This is a genomic window from Paenibacillus sp. CFBP 13594, from assembly GCF_014842675.1.
GTDB lineage: Bacteria > Bacillota > Bacilli > Paenibacillales > Paenibacillaceae > Paenibacillus > Paenibacillus amylolyticus_B.
In genome coordinates, this window is sequence record NZ_JACYVQ010000004.1 from 39,686 (window position 1) to 60,822 (window position 21,137).

The following is a 21,137-nucleotide window of genomic DNA, read 5'->3' on the forward strand; positions in this document are numbered from 1 at the left end:
AAAGAACGACGGTGGAAGTTCAGGGTTATGTTACGCTATTTCTCATTCTGGACGAGCGACGATTCACCAGGAATATACCAACACCAATGAATAAACCGCCTGCCAATGCAAACCACTGAACGTGTTCTCCTAGTAAAATCCAACTCGATAATACACCAAAAAACGGTGCTAGAAACAGATACGAACTGGTTTGGGCTGGGTCACTATTCTGAAGCAGATAAAACCAGAGTGAGAACTGAATGATGGAGCAAACAAACGTTAACCAGAGCAGAGCCATAACCGAGGTGGTATTGACCATAAAGTGAGGCTGTTCAGTCCATGCGCTCAATAGAAGAAGCGCAGCACCTCCCGCGAGCATCTGATAGGCTGTTAAAACAAAAGTATCGTAGCCATCGCCCCAGCGTTTGATGAGCAATGTGGATACTGCAAAGGAGATCGCACCACCAAATCCAATCCAGGTTCCAGGACTAAAGCTCATCTGCCATCCAAAGGTTAACATAATCCCGATGAAACCGAGTATAACACCGATCCACTGACTGAAACGGTAGGTCACTCTATATAAGAGAGCACTGAGGATAATGACCAGTAACGGATTGGTAAACGTAATAATGGCGGATTCACCGGATGTAATCCAATTCATGCTGTAGTAGGCGCAGCCCATCACTCCTGCGGATTGAAACAGACCAATGAGGATTATTTTCAACCAAGACTGCCACTCGGTAGGCAAAGGACGTTTGCGTAGAAACCAAGCCATCAATCCACCAGCCAGTACATAACGTATGCCCATGAGCAGGAAGGATGGGGCATATAACATGCCGATCTTGCCAACTGGAAAAGAAGTGCCCATGATTAACGTTGTCAAAATGATCAATAGTGTATATTTCAATGGTTTGATGATCCGGGTATCTTTATCATGACTGGAGCTCATAACGTCTGTCCGCTATCTACAGTAATTAGCTGCCCGGTCATGGATTGCTGTTCCAGCGCAGCACAGATCATGTGTGCGATATCTTCAGGTGAGGCAATATGCTGTAATAACACTTCTCCACCGAGACGATGCATTCGCTCCTCGTTTCCAGCCCACCACCTTGTAGCAACTGCGCCAGGGACGATAGCATTCACCCGAATGTGTGGTGAGAGTGCGTGCGCAAGGGATAAGGTCAGGCCGTGAACTGCCGCTTTGGAGACGGCGTAAGGAAGGGATGAGCCAGAACCCGTACTGCCTGCAATGCTGCCCAGATTCACGATGGAACCACCACCAGCCTGTCTCATGCCCTCCGTCACTGCACGAACGCAATGAAACATGCCTTTTACATTCACATCAACCAGCTCATTCCAGATGTCATCTGTAACAGACTCCAGATCGTGCATGGGGATATGATGCGTGATTCCGGCGTTATTTACAAGTGCAGTTATCGGGCCATAGGTTTCAGTAACTGTAGTGACCATCCGCCGGACATCAAGATCATTGGCAACATTAGCTTGAACGGCGAATGCATGGCCTCCCGTACCCAAAATGTGTTGAACAGTCTCGCTTGCTGCATCTTGTGAGCGGGAATAGTTGACGGCGACCAACGCTCCACGCTCAGCCAGCATTAGACTTACAGCACGGCCTATACCTGTTCCAGCACCTGTGATCAGAGCAACTCTATTTTTCCAGTATGTCATGCTGAACACTCCTTATCATCATCCAGTCAGATGACTGGTTTGGGATCTACATGAATTGTAGTCCGGTTTACACATGAAGTATAATGATTGGTAATGAAGCGGATATCATTTTGAATGATGTCAGAGTGGAGGGACCATGGAGAGCGGGGATCTTAGAATATTTCAGTGTGTTGCACAGGAAGGGAATCTGACCAAAGCTGCTTCTAAACTGGGGTATGTGCAATCCAACGTAACGGCACGAATCCGGCATCTGGAAGCAGAAGTAGGTACAACGTTGTTCATTCGTCATAACCGAGGCATGACGTTATCTCCAGCCGGAGAAATGTTGGTGACCTATGCAGATAAAATTATTGGTTTGCTGAATGATGCTTCCAAGGCGCTTCGAGCGACGAGCACACCATCGGGTCCAATGCGAATAGGGTCTACACAAACCGCAGCGGCCGTGCGACTACCTGAACTTTTCGTCAGATATTATAAACAGTATCCAGATGTCTCCTTGTCACTGGTTACTGGCAATTCGCAGATGCTTATGGATCAGGTTATTGGGTATGAATTGGAGGGAGCATTTATAGGCTGTCCCTGTGATCATCCTGATATCGTTTCTATTCCCGTATTTGATGAGGAACTATTTGTTGTCTATTCTGGCATGGGTCCTACGGATGAAGATCTTAAGAGTAAACCCATTCTTGTCTACAGCATAGGGTGTTCCTATCGTCAGATTTTGGAGGAATGGTTAGAGGTGGGTGGTGTTACCCGCCCAGTAATAATGGAATTTGGAACCCTTGAAGCGATTATTAGTGGAGTTACGTCCGGCATGGGAATTTCCTTATTACCAGAGATTGTGATTAGGCATCAGATCAAAAATGGATTATTGCGCACGCATACGCTTCCCGTAGGTATGAATCGCATGATGACTCATTTTATTACTCGCAAGGATGCCTTTGTCAGCAGTGCACTTCATGCATTTATGGCTATGTTACCGCGAGAGTATGATATGATAGAGAGTGGAGAACCATCAGAAGTGTAATTGTAATCAAGGCAAGGCAATCCGTTAAGGAAGTGATGAGCAATGGATTTATTTTCGTTTCAACAAGACTCAAAACCACAAGCTAGATTGCTCGCGGACCGCTTGCGGCCAGAGCATCTGGATGAATATATTGGACAGGAACATATTATTGGACCAGGGAAATTACTCCGGCGCGCCATTGAGGCCGATCAGATTTCGTCCATCTTGTTATATGGCCCTCCGGGATGTGGCAAGACAACCTTGGCACATATTATTTCCCAGCAAACGCAAGGACAGTTCGTACGTCTGAATGCAGTGGAAGCTTCCGTCAAGGATGTGCGTGAAGTCATCGAACAGGCGCAAACGAATAAACAGCTGTATGGAACCAAAACCATTTTGTTCCTCGACGAGGTACATCGGTTTAACAGTTCACGTCAGGATGCGTTATTGCCAGCGGTAGAGAAGGGCACGATTATTTTTATCGGCGCAACAACAGAGAATCCCTTTCATTATGTTAATGGAGCCTTGATGAGTCGTTCAACTCTGTTTCAGCTGGAATCGCTAAACAAGGATCATTCCCTTATTGCAATGCGCAGAGCATTGAGCGATGCGGACAAAGGTCTGGGGTTCATGGAACTACAGGCGGACGATGAGGCGCTTGAACATATTGCTACGATGGCCAACGGAGATATTCGGCGTGCGCTTAACGCACTTGAACTGGCTGCGTTGACGACGCCACCGGAAAAGGATGGGTCCATTCATATTACGCTTGGTGTAGCAGAAGAGTCTATTCGACGACCGATTGTGAAGGCGGATGAATCGACACAGTATGATGTGTTATCTGCATTTCACAAGAGTATTCGGGGTTCCAGTGATGCGGCGCTGTTTTGGTTTCTATACGCGGTGGAGAAGCTCGGCATGGACCCGATGACCTTTATTCGGCGTCTGATTGCAGCAAGCAGTGAAGATATTGGACTTGCGAACCCGCAAGCTATGACTCAGGCCATTGGAGCACTTGATGCGTACCGAAATAACGGCTGGCCCGAAGCCAAGCTGAACATCGCACAAGCGATTCTGTTCGCGGTCGAAAGTCCAAAATCCAATGCGGTGTACACCGCCATTTCCAAAGCCATGAACGCGATTGATGAAGTGAAATCGGCAGAAGTTCCGCTTCACTTGCGAGATACGCATTACTCGGGTGCTGTAAAACTTGGACATGAGGGCTATCAATATCCGCACAATTACCCTGGGCATTATGTGAAGCAGGAATATCTGCCAAAGCAGCTCTCACGGAGAGTATTCTATGAGGCAACGGATCAGGGTAACGAATCGAAGATCAGGCTGAACCAACAGCGGCGCAGGGAATTGTAAGAAGAGACAGATCACTCGGGAGATGCACACAATGAAAGAGCTTTTGTATATAGGGGCGGGTGGATTTCTCGGTACATTAACCCGATACGCCGTACAGTTAGCGATACCAATTGGCCATGGAGGATTCCCTTGGGCGGTACTGTTAATCAATGCGATGGGCAGCCTTTTTTTGGGTTGGTTCTTTACTATAGCTGTTCCAGGCAAAATAACACCACAACTTCGACTGGCCATTGGTACTGGTTTTACTGGAGCATTTACAACATTCTCCACGTTTACACTGGATATTGTTCGTTTATCCGAAGGGGGCGAGTGGGTCAATGCCGCCCTTTATATGAGCGTAAGTCTGTTGGCAGGATTAATGCTTTGTGTGTTGGGAATGAGCATCGGACAGCGTATGTTGAGAGCGCCAAGACAAGAGGGTGATGCCTCATGATCTTATGGATTGGTTTTGCAGGTGTACTGGGTGCGGTACTGCGTTTCAGTCTGGGCAAATGGATCTCGGGCTTGCTGGGAGCGGCTTTTCCGTGGGGAACATGGATCATCAATATCAGTGGTTCACTGCTGCTTGGGTTGTTATACGGGTGGCATGAATCTGCAATGATCTCAGATGGAATCTGGGTGATCTGGGGAACCGGATTTTGCGGTGCGTACACCACGTTCTCTACCTTTGGTTATGAGACGTTAGGACTTATGGGTCGACAACGATACGCAAGCGCGTCGCTCTACGTTGTCAGTTCGATTGTAGTTGGGGTGTTGGCCTGCTTGGCAGGAGTCTGGTTGACTGCATAACGAACTATTTTTAATTTTTTTGCAAAAATAAGCAGGAAAAAAGCCATCCTTCATGGTATACATGAAAGACGGCTTTTTTAATAGGGATACACGGTATTGTGTATAATCCACATTTTAATGGACAAGCTCTATTATTGCATTGCGGGTACAGGTACTTTTTGCACCTGATCGATCGTACCCCCACCCAGGCAGACCTCTCCGTCGTAGAAAACAACGGCTTGTCCTGGCGTAATGGCTTTTTGTTGCTGGTCAAATTGTACATCCACACTTCCATCTTCTTGCCAGGTCAATGTTACACCTTGATCCGGCTGACGATAGCGGAATTTGGCAGTACAACGGTAGGGGACATTAGGCATGTGCTCTGTGCCAGCAATCCAGTTCACACCCGTTGCGGTTAGACATTTGGAGTACAGGCTTGCATGGGCATCGCCCTGAACAACAAGCAGTTGATTTTTCTCCAGATTCTTGTCTGCAACGAACCAGGGCTCACCATTGCCGGAACCGCCAATGCCAAGACCTTGGCGCTGTCCAAGTGTGTAGTACATCAGACCGTCATGACGACCTTTGACTTCACCGGTCGCGATATCAACCATGTCTCCACCTTTGGCAGGTAGATAGTTACTCAGGAACTCTTTGAAATTACGCTCACCGATGAAGCAGACACCTGTGCTGTCTTTTTTCTTGGCAGTATACAAACCAGCCGCTTCTGCGATTTTGCGTACTTCCGGTTTAGGCAGATGACCAATCGGGAACATGGCTTTGGACAACTGGTTCTGATTGAGTGCATTAAGGAAATAAGTTTGATCCTTATTGTTGTCCACACCACGCAGCAGCTTGAATGTGCCATCTTCTTCAATCAGGCGAGCATAGTGTCCTGTAGCTACATAATCTGCGCCGAGATCCAGAGCTTTGTTCAGGAATTCACCAAATTTGATCTCACGATTACACATGACATCCGGATTTGGCGTGCGACCCGACTTATATTCATCAAGGAAATAGGTAAATACTTTATCAAAATACTCTTTCTCGAAGTTGACAGTGTAGTAAGGAATGCCGATCTGTTCACATACGCGGCGTACATCCTCTGAATCTTCTTCAGCGGTACAGTGGCCGAACTCGTCAGTGTCATCCCAGTTTTTCATGAAAATGCCGATGACATCGTACCCTTGCTCTTTCAGCAGCAGTGCGGTAACGGAAGAATCGACACCTCCGGACATGCCAACGACGACCCGTGTATTTTCAATTGTTTTGGACATCGTTATCACCATTTCTATATATAAATGTGTTTCGTTTCTTATTCTAGCATAACCGGACTCAAGATACGATACACCCGGCCAATTTTGGATAGTGTCCACCACAGACGCACATTTTGGAATATCGTCAATCTTTCTTTTCCATAAAGCATGCAGATATGTTAACATTAGCTGAGGGTTATGATCGGAATACGGAGGATTAGAAGGTATATGCTAATCTCAATGCATCTCCGCTGTGGACAGATCGTGAAACAGACGGTCATGGACCATAGGATTAAATATAAAGTTTCCAATCGTTTCTGAAAATTGAAAGAGGTGACTCCTTTGAAAATATCGACAAAAGGCCGTTACGGCCTCACAATCATGATGGAGCTTGCTGCCAGAATAGGCGAAGGCCCTACATCACTTAAAAGTATTGCTGAGCGCAACCAGCTCTCGGAGCATTACTTGGAGCAACTGATCGCTCCACTACGGAATGCAGGACTGGTGAAGAGCATTAGAGGCGCTTACGGCGGTTATATCCTTGCGGGTGATCCTGCAACCGTAACTGCAGGCGATGTAATCCGTGTACTGGAAGGGCCAATCTCTCCAGTAGACTTCACAGAGGAAGATGATCCGGCGAAACGTGATCTGTGGTTGCGTATTCGTGACGGCATTGCGGAAGTGTTGGATTCCACAACACTGAAAGACCTGATTACATTCCAGGATCAGGACAAAAAAGATAGCTACATGTTTTATATTTAACAATCACTGCGCTAGCATGACATGCTAACTTACTTGAGCCCCCATTTGGGGGCTTTATCCATGCCATAACATCTGTTTTACAATGGCTTGCGGTTGGTGAGCATGTAAGGGTACGAAACATATTCCATAACAGAAAAATAAGATAATTTAACATATAACGGGGTGAAGATAAATGAAACGAATTTATTTGGATCACGCCGCATCGACACCTATGCATCCACAAGTCGCAGAAGCGATGATGAACGTCATGACAGGACAATTTGGCAATGCATCAAGTATCCATGCCTTTGGGCGTGAGGCCAAACGGACTGTCAGCGGAGCAAGGGATGTCATTGCGGCGTCTTTGGGCTGTTTCCCGGACGAATTGGTATTTACCGGAGGTGGCACAGAGAGCGACAATCTGGCCATTTTCGGAGCCGTCTCAACAAGACAGGATAAGGGGAAACATGTCATTACGACCGCCATTGAGCACCATGCTGTTTTGCATACGTGTCAAGAATTGGAGCGGCAAGGTTATGAAGTAACCTATCTATCTGTGGATCATCAAGGACGAATAAATCTGGACGAGTTACAAGAGGCCATTCGGCCGGATACGGTGCTGATTACCATGATGTATGCCAATAATGAAGTGGGTACGATTCAACCGATACGCGAGGTCGGGGAGCTGGCACGTAAGCATAATATTTTGTTCCATACCGATGCGGTTCAGGCTTTGGGCAGTCAGAATATTTCATGTAAAGAACTGCCTGTGGATCTGATCAGCTTCTCTGCGCATAAAATCAACGGACCTCAGGGCGTGGGTGCACTCTATGTACGGCGAGGAATTGTGCTGGAAGCAAGAGCTCATGGGGGATTGCAAGAACGTCAGCGGCGCGCTGGTACGGAAAATATTGCAGGTATTACCGGATTTGCCGAGGCTCTCAAGATTGCATCAGCACAAATGGATACGCATCGTCAGCATGATTTGGAATTGCGTAAACTTTTGTTGGAACAGCTTGAAATTCATGTGGGGACGGAGCACTTTCATGTGAATGGACACCTGGAGCATACGCTGCCAAACATCCTGAATATCAGCTTTCCGGAAGTGTCCACAGAGACGATGTTAATGAATCTGGATATGGAAGGGATTGCTGTTGCAAGCGGTTCTGCCTGCACTTCCGGTTCACTCGAAGTCTCTCATGTGCTCAAAGCGATGAAATTGTCTGAAACATTTTTACACTCTGCGATTCGATTTAGCTGGGGATTGGGTAATACTACGGAAGAAATCATGATAACCGCCGAAAAAATTGGAACCATTCTTGGACGACTGCGTAATAGACCCTAAGGGGAACTTTACACATGGAACAGAAGGAGGGAAGAAGTTCCATTTCATCGGTTGGATAGAAGCGGTTTTGATGATCGGCGTCTGATTGCCACTCATCAACTTTGGGCATACCTAGCAATAGCGCCGCGCCTATTTAATGATAAGAAGATGAGGGGGACCCAGCGATGAAGCTTCAGGAAATGATCGGACTTGCCGTTTTTGATGTTGAGGACGGGAAGCAGGTCGGTAAAATCCAGGATTTCATTGTGAATGATGATTGGGAGATCGAAGGCATTGAGCTTGAGAACAAAGGTCTGTTTACCAATCATGTCAAAATCGTGCAGTGGCAAGATATCGTTGCCTACGGCGAAGATGCCGTCATGATCCGTAATCAACAGGCTGTCCGCAAGACGGGAGCCGACGACATAAAATACACGTACCTCCTCGGTCGGTCTAAATTGAAGGAGATGTCCGTGCTCACCGAAGAAGGTTTGCTGCTTGGGCGTGTCTCCGATGTTTATTTTGACCAAGAGTTGGGAAATACAATAATAGGGATTGAAATTACGGACGGTTTTGTGTCCGATCTGATCGAGGGCCGCAAATGGCTGCCATGTACAAGCGATATGTCCATCGGGGAAAGTGCCATTATGGTGCCGTCTCTGAGTGAACAACGCTTGGAAAATGCCATTCATTCTGTTAATGGATAGGTGAATGAATATGAAATGTCCAAACTGTAGTTCCAAAGATATCGGGAAAATTGGTTCCCACCAGTTTTATTGCTGGGGATGCTTTATCGAATTAACGGTGAACGGTGAGAAAATGTCTGTATATCAGGTGGAAGAAGACGGTACGCTGAGCTCCCTGGATGATTTGTTTTTCGGGGACGAGCTGCCACAAGACTTCCCTCATCTTCACGCTTCTTCTTAATAAGCAGGATAACTTCCTCTATATGCGGTTTCATGACAATGTCTGTCATGGGGGCTGTCGTTAATTGTTGGCAGATGTATATAGATGCGGTTACATAATGGTTCGGCTGGTGTTTGTACGATTATATGCTAAGCCGTACTGCAAAATGCGCTTCCTTTTCTGATGAAGGAGGCGTTTTTTGGTTTTAAGAAAAAATGTTCGGATTGCTCCTTTCCACTTCTGCGCTGTGTTAATAAATATTACCTTTCCTACATATACTGACTCTCAGAGCCAGTCCAAAAGGAGAGATGCAAGTGGAGCAATTAACCAAAAACAAGCTGTTCCGTTACGCGATCTGGCTGCTGCTCGGATTGATCATTTTATATTTTATATGGCTGCTGCGGCCTTTACTGCTTCACTTATATGCGTTCCTGAAAACAGTGCTGGCACCCTTTATCGTAGCCCTTATCATATCCTATGTACTTAATCCGATTGTCAGCATGCTGGGAGGGCGCAAGGTGCCGCGTACGATTGCGGTACTACTCATATATGCCTTTTTCCTGACCTGCCTCGGTGTCATTCTGATGAATGTGATTCCGGTACTGATTGAACAGCTGGGGGAACTCAACGAGCATATGCCGGAACTATCCATGCGTGCACAGAGCCTGATGAACAATATGGATCACAAATTAATGCCGCCAAGTGTGCGAACAGGCATGAACAGTTGGTTTTTTCAGATGGAGGATCGACTAACTCAGGGAATTACCGTGCTCATGGACAATATCGGGGCGACTATTAATGTGTTATTTAATGTGTTTATCGTGCCATTTCTGATCTTTTATATGTTAAAAGACTTTGAGGTGTTTGAGCGCACCATTGTGGCGTATCTTCCGCGTTCACGTCGTAAAGCGATTGTCTCGGTGATGAAAGAGATCGATACTGCACTGGGGAACTACATTCGGGGACAGTTTATTGTCTGTGTCATTGTTGGTATCTTTGCCTACATTGGTTATATCATCATTGATATGCCGTATGCCCTGCTGCTTGCAAGCATTGTAGCTGTGTTTAACATTGTGCCCTACTTGGGGCCGTTCCTTGGAGCTGCTCCTGCTGTGGTCATGGCATCAACCGTATCGTTTAAAATGGTACTACTTGTTGTCATTGTGAATACACTGTGCCAGGTGTTGGAGAGTAACGTTATTTCTCCTCAGGTGGTGGGACGTACGTTGCATCTGCATCCACTGTCGATTATATTTGCACTGCTCGTCGGAGGTGAACTGGCAGGCATTGTAGGTTTAATTCTGGCAGTACCCGTTTTTGCCGTCCTGAAGGTGATTGTGCAACACTTTTTCGCCTATTACATCAAACGAAGGACCGACTAAATAGTAGGGGCAGATCTTCAAGGAAGCCGCGTTGACACCCGCTTGTGCTACCGATATAATGAGTGTGTATATTTAGAACATGAAATCGATGATGAAATAAAGTACGCCGAGGGTTCCTTTCCTCAGAGAATAGACTTCATCGGATCAGGGTGAGCCTGAACTGATGGCTGGAAGAGTCTTGAAAGATGAAGCGGCGGAAAGCTAATTTCGGAGTGCAGGACAACCCTGCCGGGAGCGACCGTTATTTCGCATGAACGAGGAGATTGTTTGTTTGTCCGGGCAGCAAGGGATGAACAGCAATAACCAGGGTGGTACCGCGATAACATCGTCCCTGATTATTCAGGGGCGTTTTTTGTGTTTATTTTTACAAAAGCAATGTTGACCAACCGGAGCGAATACGCAACGGACTATTATAATTTAATGGGGGCATCCAGTATGAAAGCCAGTGAAATCCGGTCCAAATGGATAGAGTTTTTTGCAAGTAAAGGTCACAAAATCGAGCCGAGCGCATCGCTCGTGCCTCACAACGATCCTTCTCTTTTGTGGATCAATGCAGGTATGGCACCGCTCAAACCATATTTTGACGGACGTGAGAAGCCGGAGAACCCGCGTCTAGCGAACTCCCAAAAATGTATCCGTACCAATGATATCGAGAATGTTGGTAAAACGCGTCGTCACCATACGTTCTTCGAAATGCTTGGCAACTTCTCTATTGGAGATTACTTCAAGGAAGAGACCGTAACATGGGCATGGGAATTCTTGACCAGCAAAGAGTGGATCGGTTTCGATCCGGAGCGTCTTTCCGTAACGGTATATCCGGAAGATGAAGAAGCTTTCAAACTGTGGAACGAAAAAGTAGGACTGCCTGCTGAGCGTATCATTAAATTGGATGAAAACTTCTGGGATATCGGCGAAGGCCCATGTGGTCCTTGTACCGAGATCTTCTACGACCGCGGCGAAGCTTACGGAAACGACATGAGTGATCCTGAAATGTATCCAGGTGGGGAAAACGAACGTTACCTGGAAGTATGGAACCTGGTATTCTCCCAGTTCAACCATAACAAGGACGGCAGCTACACACCGCTTCCTAACAAAAATATTGATACAGGTGCAGGTTTGGAGCGTTTTGCTTCCATTCTGCAAAATGTGGATTCCAACTTCGACACAGACCTGTTCCAACCGATGATTCAAAGAACAGCCGCTCTTGCGGGTGTGAAATATAACGACAGCGTAGAGATTGATGTTGCACTGAAAGTCATTGCCGATCATATCCGTACGGTTGCTTTTGCAGTAGGTGATGGCGTTCTGCCAAGTAATGAAGGACGTGGATATGTCATCCGTCGATTGCTTCGCCGTGCAGTTCGTTATGGAAAAGTGCTTGGACTTGACCGTCCATTCCTGTATGAACTGACAACAACCGTTGGTGAAGTGATGGGCATGTACTACCCTGAGGTAGTGGACAAACAGGAGTTCATCGCCAAAGTAATCAAAACCGAGGAAGAGCGTTTCCACGAAACTCTCACAGATGGTCTGGCTATTCTGGCTGATATCAGCGGCACAGCCAAATCCGAAGGACGCACCGTTATTAGCGGACCTGAAGCTTTCAAACTGTATGATACGTACGGTTTCCCGTTTGACCTGACAGAAGATTATGCAGCAGAGCATGGTTTGACTGTGGACCGTGAAGGTTTTGATGCTTCCATGCAGAAACAACGTGAGCTTGGACGTGCTGGACGTCAAGAGAACGAGAGCATGAAAGTCCAAGGCGGACCACTTGCTGACCTGGAGGTTAAAAGCGAGTTTGTTGGTTATACTGACCTGTTGACGGAAGCAAAAGTGGTAGCCATCGTAGCTGGTGACGCCCTTGTTGAATCTGTAGGCGAAGGACAGACGTGTCAGGTTGTTCTGGACAAGACTCCGTTCTACGCGGAAAGTGGCGGTCAAGTGAGTGATCAGGGCTTGCTGCGAGGTGCTGGTGTAACAGCGAAAGTACAAGGTTTGTTCAAAGCTCCACTTGGACAACATGTACATCTGGTGACTGTGGAGTCTGGTGAACTGCGTGTAGGCGATGTGATCAATGCCGAAGTAGACTCAGCGAAACGTGGCGACATTATCAAAAACCATACGGCCACCCACTTGCTGCACAAGGCACTCAAAGATGTGCTCGGAACTCACGTAAACCAGGCAGGGTCGCTCGTAGAGCCACAGCGTCTACGTTTTGATTTCTCTCACTTCGGCAGCATTACGCCGGAAGAGTTGACAGAAATTGAGCGTCAGGTGAACGAACAGATCTGGAACCGTCTGAACGTGAACATCGAGCTGAAAGCTATTGATGAAGCTAAAGAAATGGGTGCAATGGCCCTGTTTGGCGAAAAATATGGAGATATTGTACGTGTTGTTCAAGTCGGAGACTACAGTTTGGAACTTTGTGGCGGCTGTCACGTAAATAATACTTCAGAGATCGGAATCTTCAAACTGGTGAGCGAGAGCGGAATTGGATCCGGCGTACGCCGGATCGAAGCTGTAACTGGCCGCGGCGCATATCTGTATGTGGAAAGCCAGTTGGAACTGCTTAAACAATCAGCAGCACTGCTCAAAGCAAATGTGGCTGATGTACCTAAACGGATCGAAGGTCTGAACCAACAACTGAAAGAAGCAGCCAGAGAGACTGAATCCCTGCAAAGCAAGCTGAGTGCCATGGAAGCTGGTCAATTGACGGATCAAGTGGTACAAGCAGGAAATACACAGTTGCTGGCAGCACGCGTAGATGCTCCGAATATGGATGCGCTGCGTACAGTGGCAGATGAGTTGAAAGTAAAATTGCCTAACGCGGTACTCGTATTGGGTGCTCCAGCGGACGGCAAAGTGAATTTTGTTGTAGCAGTACCTGCTGAACAAGTAAAACAAGGATTACACGCAGGCAAAATCGTCAAAGAAGTCGCAGCAGTATGCGGCGGCGGTGGCGGTGGACGTCCAGATATGGCGCAAGCCGGAGGTAAGGATGCGACCAAGCTGGATGAAGCGCTGAAACTGGCGGTTTCGCTGGTTAGCGGGCATAATGCATAAATCCATTGAGCGGCTTTCAATCGTCAAAAAATAAATCGAAATGGTTCTGTTCGTTTATTTTTTGTACCCGAGAGCGTGTGGAATCGAATGATGCATTATGCTGAAGCCAGTAAAGGACAAGCAAAAAACACAATTGCCTTATCCTTTGTTTACTTGTGGCAGTCAGAATATGTTATTATATAAACAGAAATCAATTCGGCAGGACATGGTCCCCATGTTCATGCAGGAGCGAGGTGTCATCAATGGACTCCATGGATAAGACGGTTAAATTTAATGTGAAAGGTGACGAACAGGAAGCATCCTCCAAAGAGATTCTTCTCACGGTATATGATGCATTGGTCGATAAGGATTATAATCCGATCAACCAGATTGTTGGGTATCTGATTTCCGGAGACCCGGCATACATTCCTCGTCACAACAACGCACGTAGTCTGGTCCGTAAAAAGGAACGCGATGAGCTGATTGAAGAGCTTGTACGTTCCTATCTGGCCAATCACCGGTAATGTACGCCGCTTCCGCTGTGTTGCAGCCTTGCAGGCAGCGGAAAATGAACCGACAGAAGACAGCCTGAAGCTTGAGAAGGCGATTATTTGTAATCGACCTGAGCAGGCCCCAGGATGGGAGAGCATGGATGAAAATATTAGGTTTGGACTATGGGGACCGAAGAATCGGAGTTGCCGCGAGTGACGCCTTCGGTTGGACTGCCCAGGGATTGGAAGTGCTAGAACGCCGCCGTGATGAAGGCGAGTTCGCTCGGATCGCCGAACTTGTGCGTGAGCATGAGATTAGTGAGATCGTAGTCGGACTTCCCAAAAACATGAACGGCACCGTAGGACCGCGCGGTGAGATCTGCATTGCTTTTGCCGAACGCCTGCGGGATGAACTGAATTTACCTGTTCACCTTTGGGATGAACGGCTGACAACCATGGCAGCAGAACGTACGCTGATCGAAGCGGATGTCAGTCGGAAAAAACGCAAGCAGGTTGTGGACAAAATGGCCGCAAGCTTGATTTTGCAAAATTATTTGGATGCCAATAGTAGAAGGTGAGGGGGATCAACAATGGCTGAAGATCAACTGGGTATGGAAGAAGAAGCGGAAATTATTTACATTGCGGATGACGAGGGTAATGAAGAGGAATTTGAAGTCATCATGAAGTTTGAAGTAGATGGTTCGGAGGCCAAGTACATGATGGTTGCTCCGGTTGAACCTGAAGATGGCGAAACGGATGTATATGCATTCCGTTATGAAGAAGAGGGCGACGATATTAAACTTTTCGTCATCCAAGATGATGCCGAATGGGATATCGTCGAGGAGACGTTTAATACATTTCTTGCTGAAGATGAAGAGGAAGCGAACTAAATGACGGAATATAGCCGCAAAGACCTGAAATGGACAGATTCACTGCGTCTGGCATTCGGTGCTCATGTTGAGCTCGAGGAAGAGAACGGTAAATCACAACCGTATGACTTGTTGGCTGAGTTCGAAGTGAACGGTCAGCAGTACGCGGTGCTCCGCAGTTCGTTGCGACCTTATGACGAGGTTGAACTTCTGCGGGTATCACCTGGAAGTGAAGACCAGATCATGCCAGAGTTAGTTACGATCGACGATGATGATGAGTGGGAGAACATCTCGGAACTGTATGATGAGTGTACACTCCCCATTGACGAAGATTAAATCAGCTTCAAATTGAAGAAACCGGGAGGGCGGAGAAGTCCGCTCTTTTTGGTTGTGTAAAGGAGTTGTTTCTTTTTTGAAAGGGAAAGCAATTGTAGTCATACTGCTTATCATTGTAGTTCTTGCCGGAGGCGCAGGCGGTTACGTATGGAGTATGATGCGTCCTGTGGAAGCTTCTACAGAACCGGTCGTATTCGAGATTAAGAGCGGATCGGGAACTTCGAAAATCGCGGATCAGCTTCAAGAAGAAGGCCTCATCCGAAGTGGGTTAACCTTCAAAGGGTATTTAAAGTGGAAGAAACTAGGTTCTAATTTCATGGCGGGTACATATTCTATGAATCCTGGCGTGACATATGATGAGATTGTTAGCAAGCTGAGTAGTGGTGAAGTTGTACCGGAAGAAATGGTGAAATTTACGATTCCGGAGGGTTATAACGTTCTGCAAATGGCGGGTAAGCTTTCTTATGAGCATGTTGTCGATCGGGATGAATTTATCAAGCTGGCTAATGATCCGTCTGCCTTCGACGTAGATATCCTCAAAGATATTCCAGTGGATGAAGAACTTCGCTACGTATTGGAAGGGTATCTGTTCCCGGAGACATATGAACTTAAAAAAGGAAGTTCAACGCATGATGTGATGCAACGGATGCTGGAAGAATTTCAAACCAAGATCAATTCTATCCCTGATTTGGAAGCCAAGCTGCAGGAAAAGAACCTTTCCCTGCATGAACTGCTGACGATTGCATCACTCGTGGAGAAAGAAGTTGTAGTGGACGAGGAACGTGCTCTGGTTGCAGGTGTAATCTACAATCGGATCAATCAGGATATGAAGCTGGAGATTGATGCTACCGTGCAATATCTGCTCGACAGACCGAAGGAGCGATTGTTCTACAAGGATCTGAAGGTGAAAAGTCCTTATAATACGTATCTGAATAAAGGCTTGCCACCAGGTCCAATTGCCAGTCCAAGTCTTCCGTCCATTGAAGCAGCACTAAATCCGGAAGCTTCGGAGTATCTGTTCTATGTGACAAAAAAGGATGGCTCGTCTGGACATCTATTTGCCAAAACGTATAAGGAACACCAGCAAAATATAGCCAAAAGTAAGGCTGCGCAATAAGCGGAGGGGATTATATGAGTAAGAAACATGAACTGCTCGTTACAGCAGCGAATGTGAAAGAGGCAGAAGTGCTGCTCCAGGCGGGAGCAGATGCTCTGGTTATTGGAGATGATCGATTCGGCATGCGTCTTCCAGGCAGCTTTAGCGTGGAAGATACAGCAGAGGTGGTTGCCATTGCAGCCAAACATCAGGCGCGTGTGTATGTATCCATGACTAATCTGATGTCCAACGAACTGTTGAAAGAATTGCCTGAATATGTTCAAGCACTTGGCAGAATCGGTATTGATGGTGTGGAGTTTAATGATCCATCCGTGCTGGCTACCATGAAGGAATACGCTCCACATGTGAAGCTGCACTGGAATGCGGAGATGACTTCAACGAACTATGCGACGGCCAACTATTGGGGAACCAAGGGCGCTAGTCGTGTTGTGCTTGCCCGTGAGTTGAATATGGACGAGTTGACGGAAATGGTTCCTTTTTTGAAGGTGGAAGCTCAGGTTCAGGTGCATGGTATGACGAATATTTATCATTCGAAGCGCAGTCTGGTGCAAAGTTACATGGCTCATCAAGGGCGGCCGGTTGAGGGACATCTGGGCAAAGAGCGGGGATTGTTCCTGATTGAGGCTGAACGCCGGGATGAGAAATTCCCGATCTATGAGGACATTAATGGCACACACATTATGAGCTCTGAGGATATATGTATCCTCGAAGATCTCCATCTGTTGATGGAGGCGGGTGTGCACAGTTTCAAAATTGAAGGGATGTTAAAATCACTTGCCTACAATGAAGCTGTTGTACGTGCATATCGGACAGCGATTGACAGTTATGTAGCCGATGCTGATGCATATGCGTTCTCTGAAGAGTGGCTCGCTGAGGTGCGGAAGTTACAGGACCCTGAACGTGAATTGTCGTTTGGATTTTTCTATAAAGAACAAGTGTATTAATAGATGAGGTGAACAGAATGGAAACAGTGGCGGTACAGCGGAAGTTCTCGGGTAAACGTAACCGTCTGGACAAACCGGAGCTGCTAGCTCCGGCGGGTAATCTGGAAAAACTGAAATTTGCAATCCATTATGGTGCAGATGCCGTGTATATCGGTGGACAGGCCTATGGACTGCGTTCCAACGCGGATAACTTCAGCTTTGAAGAGATGCGTGAAGGTGTGGAGTTTGCCAAAAAGTATGGAGCCAAAGTGTTCGTAGCGACAAACATCTATGCACATAATGAGGATGTTGAGGGTATCGAAACATACCTCCAAAACCTTTATAATGCGGGAATATCTGCGATCATCGTAGCTGATCCGGCTATTATTGAAGTTGCCCTTCGGGCTGTGCCAGGCCTTGAGGTACATCTAAGTACTCAACAATCCACACTCAACTGGCAAGCCGTGAAGTTCTGGAAAGATGAAGGACTTCCACGTGTTGTTCTCGGACGTGAGACCAGCTTTGAAGAGATTGAAGAGATCAAGGCCAATGTGGATATTGAAATTGAAGCCTTTATTCACGGGGCGATGTGTTCCTCGTATTCCGGACGTTGCGTTCTCTCCAACCATTTTACGGATCGGGACTCCAACCGGGGCGGCTGTTGCCAATCTTGTCGCTGGAAGTATGATCTGTTCGAGGATGCGAGAGAAGATACGGTGTGGGTCAGCGAAGAGGACATGCAGATGAAGGCACCTGCACCATTCAAACTGGGTGAGAACCAGCTTCCCCTGTTCGAGGAACAGGATAATTCATTCTCCATGGGATCAAAGGATCTGTGCATGATTGGCCATATTCCCGAGTTGATTGATGTGGGTGTGGACAGTTTCAAGATCGAAGGACGTATGAAATCGATCCACTACGTGGCAACTGTGGTTAACGTATACCGTCAAGCTATTGATGCCTATATGGCAGACCCGGAAAATTATGTTCTGAAACCTGAATGGGTTGAAGAAATGAACAAAGCGGCGAATCGCCCGCTGAATACCGGATTTTTCTATGATACACCAGACCATGAAGATCATATTTATGAACCGGAAGAAAAGGCTGTACCTTTTGACTTCGCTGGATTGGTCATGGGGTATGATGCTGAAACAGGAATGGCAACCATTCAACAGCGCAATCATTTCAAACCAGGACAGGAAATCGAATTTTTCGGTCCGGGAGGTCACTTTTTCAAACAGGTCGTCGGTGAAATACAGGATGAAGCAGGCAATGTTCTAGATGCTGCTCGTCACCCGTTGCAACTGATTAAAATGAAGGTAGATCAACCGGTTTCGTACTTCGATATGATGAGAAAAAAGAAGTAGGCTCAAATACCTACAATGTGTCAATATTGTATTAGGATTTAACAACATAGTGTTATGAAATTTACATGGGGACCTCCGTTTATCGGCAGATGGGGGTCTTTTTTTTATAGAAAAATAGGAATAAAGTTGTAAAATATTTCTGGGAAGTGAAAGGGGAACGAAGAAAACTGTCGAATACTACATATTTATAGGGGAGAGAAAGAAAAATCTAACAAGTAAATTACTGGCAGGTGAATGGGATTGGTTCAAAAGAAGCAGGAAGACAGTGGGGAGCAAGTGACAAAAGCCGAGCAGGTTAATCCTGAGAAGGTTCAGAAAGTGAAGAAAGTGAAGAAAGAAAAAGTAGTCAAAAGCAAAACAACAGGCAGTGGCAAAAAAATGTTTAAGATTGACCGCAGCAAGCTCAAACTGGGCTGGATCAAGACTGATTGGGTGAAGAAACAATTTAAAAACCGGGATTGGAAAAACATTGGAGGTTCCTCTTTCCAACAGATTAAGAAGGCAAATCCGGTTAAATCCGTAGGGGTTAAACTGTTCTTGATCTTTTTTGCGGGAATTATGATTTTTGTAGTAAGTTTAGGTCTATTATCCTATTCGAAGGCCAAAGGTACGATAGAGAAAAATGCCTCGCGTGCCAATCAGGAGACCATTGATCAGACCAAACAAAAAATGGACATCATTTTGGAGAGGTTTGTCGATACATCCACACAGATTTTCTTTGATCCGGAAATGCAGTCCTTGCTACAAAAAATGTCAGATACGAATTTGACTGCGTATGATACATTCGTGAACTCAAGTTCAATCAACAAGCAACTGTCCAATGTTGCATTTACAAATAAATCTATGGAAGCGATTTATTTGGTACCTACGGACGATACAAAGTCCATTATGGGTACCGGCAGCAACAGTTCATCCATGGGCAGCATTCGCCAGGAAGCATGGTACAGTGAGTTAATTGAGGCGGGCGGTTATCGCTGGCTTCCAACAGAGGTCAAAGAAGGTGGCTCAACGCCAACGTTTAAAATTGCACGTTCCATGAAAAACTTGCAGGGGACAACTCAGTCGTATGTTCTGGTTATTGAACTGAAACTGGAAGTTTTGGAGGAACAATTGAAATCGCTTGATCTGGGGCAAGGAGCTATTCTTCAACTAATTGCTCCGGATAATAAAGTGGTTGCATCCTCCATCTCGGATCGTACAGGACAAGAAACAGAGCTTGCATTTGTCAAAGAGTTGACCGAACCAGCAGGTAGTACGAATACGGAGTATAAGGTAGATGGCAAATCTACGGAAATGCTGGCTGTATACAGTACGATGGATACATCCAATTGGAAACTAGTTGGTATGATACCTACCTCAGTTTTGGTTCAGGACGCAAAAGGCATTCTGACTCTGACCCTTTGGATGGCGCTGATTGATGCGGGGATTGCAGTATTGATCGGAATCTGGATGGTGCGTATGATCGCTCGTCCACTCGGCAAATTGAAAGACCTGATGCAGGAAGGTGCGAAGGGTAATCTTAAAGTTCGTACACCATATAGCTCCCAGGATGAAATTGGTCAGCTCTCGACCGCCTTCAATCTGATGATGGAGCAGATTACTAAGCTGGTTGAACAAACCAATCGTTCTGCGCAGGAAGTATTGGATACGGCCTCTGAGCTGAGCAGTGCATCCAAGAAAACGGCTGTGTCTGCTTCGGAGATTGCCGTAGCTACAGAAGAGATCGCAGGCGGTGCAGGCAGTTTGGCAACCGAAGCGGAACGTGGCAATGAATTAACTGACAATATCTCTCGTCAGATGCAGAGTGTAATCGCTGCTAATGAACAGATGGGTGATTCTGCTCGTCATGTAGAGAAGTCAAGTCAGACAGGAACACAACATCTGAATCAGTTGATGACCAAAACGCAGAAGACAGAAGAAATGATTGGTGCCCTGGTGAATAAGGTTGATTCGCTGAAAGAGAGTACGTCTTCTGTTCTGAAAGTGCTTGAAGTGCTGCAAAACATAACGAAACAGACAAATATCCTTTCCCTGAATGCAACCATTGAAGCAGCACGTGCCGGTGCAGCCGGACGCGGATTCATGGTGGTGGCTGATGAGGTTCGTCAGCTTGCGGCTCAATCCAGACAATCCATTGAGATGGTTGGAGAGATCACAGACAAAATCATGACCGAAATGAATGAGACCGTGGATGCTTTGTCTGCAGCCTATCCGTTATTCAAGGAACAGATGGATGCGGTTAAAGACACCAACGTCATCTTTGCTTCCGTGCAGGAACAGATGGGTGCATTTGTGGAACGTCTGGGCATGGTGACAGGTTCTATTGGAGATTTGAACAAATCTCAAGGTACATTGTCTGAAGCCATGAGCAATGTCAGCGCTGTAGCTGAAGAATCTTCTGCAACGTCCCAAGAAGTAGCTTCCTTGAGCAGTGAACAGCAAAATATCAGTAACCAGCTGGTCAATCTGTCTGGCAAACTGGAGAATGTGTCTACTGAACTGAAAGAAACCTTGTCACGCTTCACGGTGTAACAAGTCAAGGTTGAAATGAGGAGAACCTGTCCCAC

General features: G+C 46.5%; 21 protein-coding genes. 18 read left to right on the plus strand and 3 right to left on the minus strand.

Annotated features, from left to right (window positions below; genetic code table 11):
• Positions 1–25: 25 nt before the first annotated feature.
• Together IFU39_RS14015 and IFU39_RS14020 are read right to left on the minus strand one after the other, a co-directional pair.
• The gene (locus tag IFU39_RS14015; protein WP_192133263.1) at positions 26–928 is read right to left on the minus strand and encodes a DMT family transporter; all 903 of its coding nucleotides are present in this window, start codon (positions 926–928) and stop codon (positions 26–28) included.
• Positions 925–1,668 (minus strand): SDR family NAD(P)-dependent oxidoreductase, encoded by a 744-nt coding sequence (locus IFU39_RS14020; protein WP_192133265.1) that lies wholly within the window; start codon positions 1,666–1,668, stop codon positions 925–927. The genes IFU39_RS14015 and IFU39_RS14020 overlap by 4 nt, the downstream gene beginning before the upstream one ends.
• A 136-nt stretch (positions 1,669–1,804) precedes the next feature.
• On the opposite strand from IFU39_RS14020, the gene IFU39_RS14025 reads away from it, so the two are divergent.
• Genes IFU39_RS14025 through crcB form a run of 4 tightly spaced genes read left to right on the plus strand, consistent with a single transcriptional unit; the run spans position 1,805 to position 4,834 of the window.
• The gene (locus IFU39_RS14025; protein WP_091020443.1) at positions 1,805–2,695 is read left to right on the plus strand and encodes a LysR family transcriptional regulator; all 891 of its coding nucleotides are present in this window, start codon (positions 1,805–1,807) and stop codon (positions 2,693–2,695) included.
• Positions 2,696–2,737: 42 nt separating this feature from the next.
• Positions 2,738–4,045 (plus strand): replication-associated recombination protein A, encoded by a 1,308-nt coding sequence (locus tag IFU39_RS14030; RefSeq protein WP_091020442.1) that lies wholly within the window; start codon positions 2,738–2,740, stop codon positions 4,043–4,045.
• Positions 4,046–4,076: 31 nt separating this feature from the next.
• Positions 4,077–4,478 (plus strand): fluoride efflux transporter FluC, encoded by a 402-nt coding sequence (locus IFU39_RS14035; RefSeq protein ID WP_192133267.1) that lies wholly within the window; start codon positions 4,077–4,079, stop codon positions 4,476–4,478.
• Entirely contained in the window at positions 4,475–4,834 is a 360-nt protein-coding gene (gene crcB / locus IFU39_RS14040) for a fluoride efflux transporter CrcB (protein WP_091020438.1), read from the plus strand. The genes IFU39_RS14035 and crcB overlap by 4 nt, the downstream gene beginning before the upstream one ends.
• A gap of 131 nt (positions 4,835–4,965) precedes the next feature.
• On the opposite strand, the gene mnmA is transcribed toward crcB, so the two are convergent.
• Positions 4,966–6,090: a tRNA 2-thiouridine(34) synthase MnmA gene (gene mnmA, locus IFU39_RS14045; RefSeq protein ID WP_192133269.1), complete on the minus strand. Its 1,125-nt coding sequence runs from the start codon at positions 6,088–6,090 to the stop codon at positions 4,966–4,968.
• Positions 6,091–6,411: 321 nt separating this feature from the next.
• Here mnmA and cymR point away from each other — a divergent pair, with 321 nt between their 5' ends.
• The 14 genes from cymR to IFU39_RS14115 all read left to right on the plus strand — a co-directional run bounded on the left by cymR (position 6,412) and on the right by IFU39_RS14115 (position 21,102).
• Positions 6,412–6,831 carry a cysteine metabolism transcriptional regulator CymR gene (gene cymR / locus IFU39_RS14050; protein ID WP_017686811.1) on the plus strand — a complete coding sequence of 140 codons (420 nt, stop codon included), beginning with the start codon at positions 6,412–6,414 and terminating at the stop codon, positions 6,829–6,831.
• A 172-nt stretch (positions 6,832–7,003) separates the two neighbouring features.
• Entirely contained in the window at positions 7,004–8,155 is a 1,152-nt protein-coding gene (locus IFU39_RS14055; protein WP_192133271.1) for a cysteine desulfurase family protein, read from the plus strand.
• Between the two features lie 164 nt (positions 8,156–8,319).
• On the plus strand, positions 8,320–8,841 hold the full coding sequence (locus IFU39_RS14060; protein WP_017686814.1) for a PRC-barrel domain-containing protein: 522 nt from the start codon (positions 8,320–8,322) through the stop codon (positions 8,839–8,841).
• A gap of 10 nt (positions 8,842–8,851) precedes the next feature.
• On the plus strand, positions 8,852–9,061 hold the full coding sequence (locus IFU39_RS14065) for a hypothetical protein (RefSeq protein WP_017686815.1): 210 nt from the start codon (positions 8,852–8,854) through the stop codon (positions 9,059–9,061).
• A 293-nt stretch (positions 9,062–9,354) separates the two neighbouring features.
• A complete protein-coding gene (locus tag IFU39_RS14070) occupies positions 9,355–10,422 on the plus strand; it encodes an AI-2E family transporter (RefSeq protein ID WP_091020435.1) in 1,068 nt (355 codons plus the stop codon).
• Between the two features lie 435 nt (positions 10,423–10,857).
• Positions 10,858–13,488, plus strand: a complete 2,631-nt coding sequence (alaS, locus tag IFU39_RS14075; RefSeq protein WP_105601814.1) for an alanine--tRNA ligase — start codon at positions 10,858–10,860, stop codon at positions 13,486–13,488.
• A 242-nt stretch (positions 13,489–13,730) separates the two neighbouring features.
• Entirely contained in the window at positions 13,731–13,991 is a 261-nt protein-coding gene (locus IFU39_RS14080; protein ID WP_017686818.1) for an IreB family regulatory phosphoprotein, read from the plus strand.
• Between the two features lie 128 nt (positions 13,992–14,119).
• Positions 14,120–14,536 carry a Holliday junction resolvase RuvX gene (ruvX, locus tag IFU39_RS14085; RefSeq protein WP_062835871.1) on the plus strand — a complete coding sequence of 139 codons (417 nt, stop codon included), beginning with the start codon at positions 14,120–14,122 and terminating at the stop codon, positions 14,534–14,536.
• Between the two features lie 12 nt (positions 14,537–14,548).
• The gene (locus tag IFU39_RS14090) at positions 14,549–14,848 is read left to right on the plus strand and encodes a DUF1292 domain-containing protein (RefSeq protein ID WP_017686820.1); all 300 of its coding nucleotides are present in this window, start codon (positions 14,549–14,551) and stop codon (positions 14,846–14,848) included.
• Complete coding sequence (locus IFU39_RS14095; protein WP_047844066.1) at positions 14,849–15,163, plus strand: DUF1292 domain-containing protein; 315 nt, start codon at positions 14,849–14,851, stop codon at positions 15,161–15,163.
• Between the two features lie 76 nt (positions 15,164–15,239).
• Entirely contained in the window at positions 15,240–16,280 is a 1,041-nt protein-coding gene (gene mltG / locus IFU39_RS14100; protein ID WP_197997794.1) for an endolytic transglycosylase MltG, read from the plus strand.
• Positions 16,281–16,294: 14 nt separating this feature from the next.
• The gene (locus IFU39_RS14105) at positions 16,295–17,224 is read left to right on the plus strand and encodes a peptidase U32 family protein (RefSeq protein WP_091020431.1); all 930 of its coding nucleotides are present in this window, start codon (positions 16,295–16,297) and stop codon (positions 17,222–17,224) included.
• Between the two features lie 17 nt (positions 17,225–17,241).
• Entirely contained in the window at positions 17,242–18,570 is a 1,329-nt protein-coding gene (locus tag IFU39_RS14110) for a peptidase U32 family protein (RefSeq protein WP_091020429.1), read from the plus strand.
• 234 nt (positions 18,571–18,804) lie between these two features.
• The gene (locus IFU39_RS14115) at positions 18,805–21,102 is read left to right on the plus strand and encodes a methyl-accepting chemotaxis protein (RefSeq protein WP_223199762.1); all 2,298 of its coding nucleotides are present in this window, start codon (positions 18,805–18,807) and stop codon (positions 21,100–21,102) included.
• Positions 21,103–21,137 lie beyond the last annotated feature (35 nt).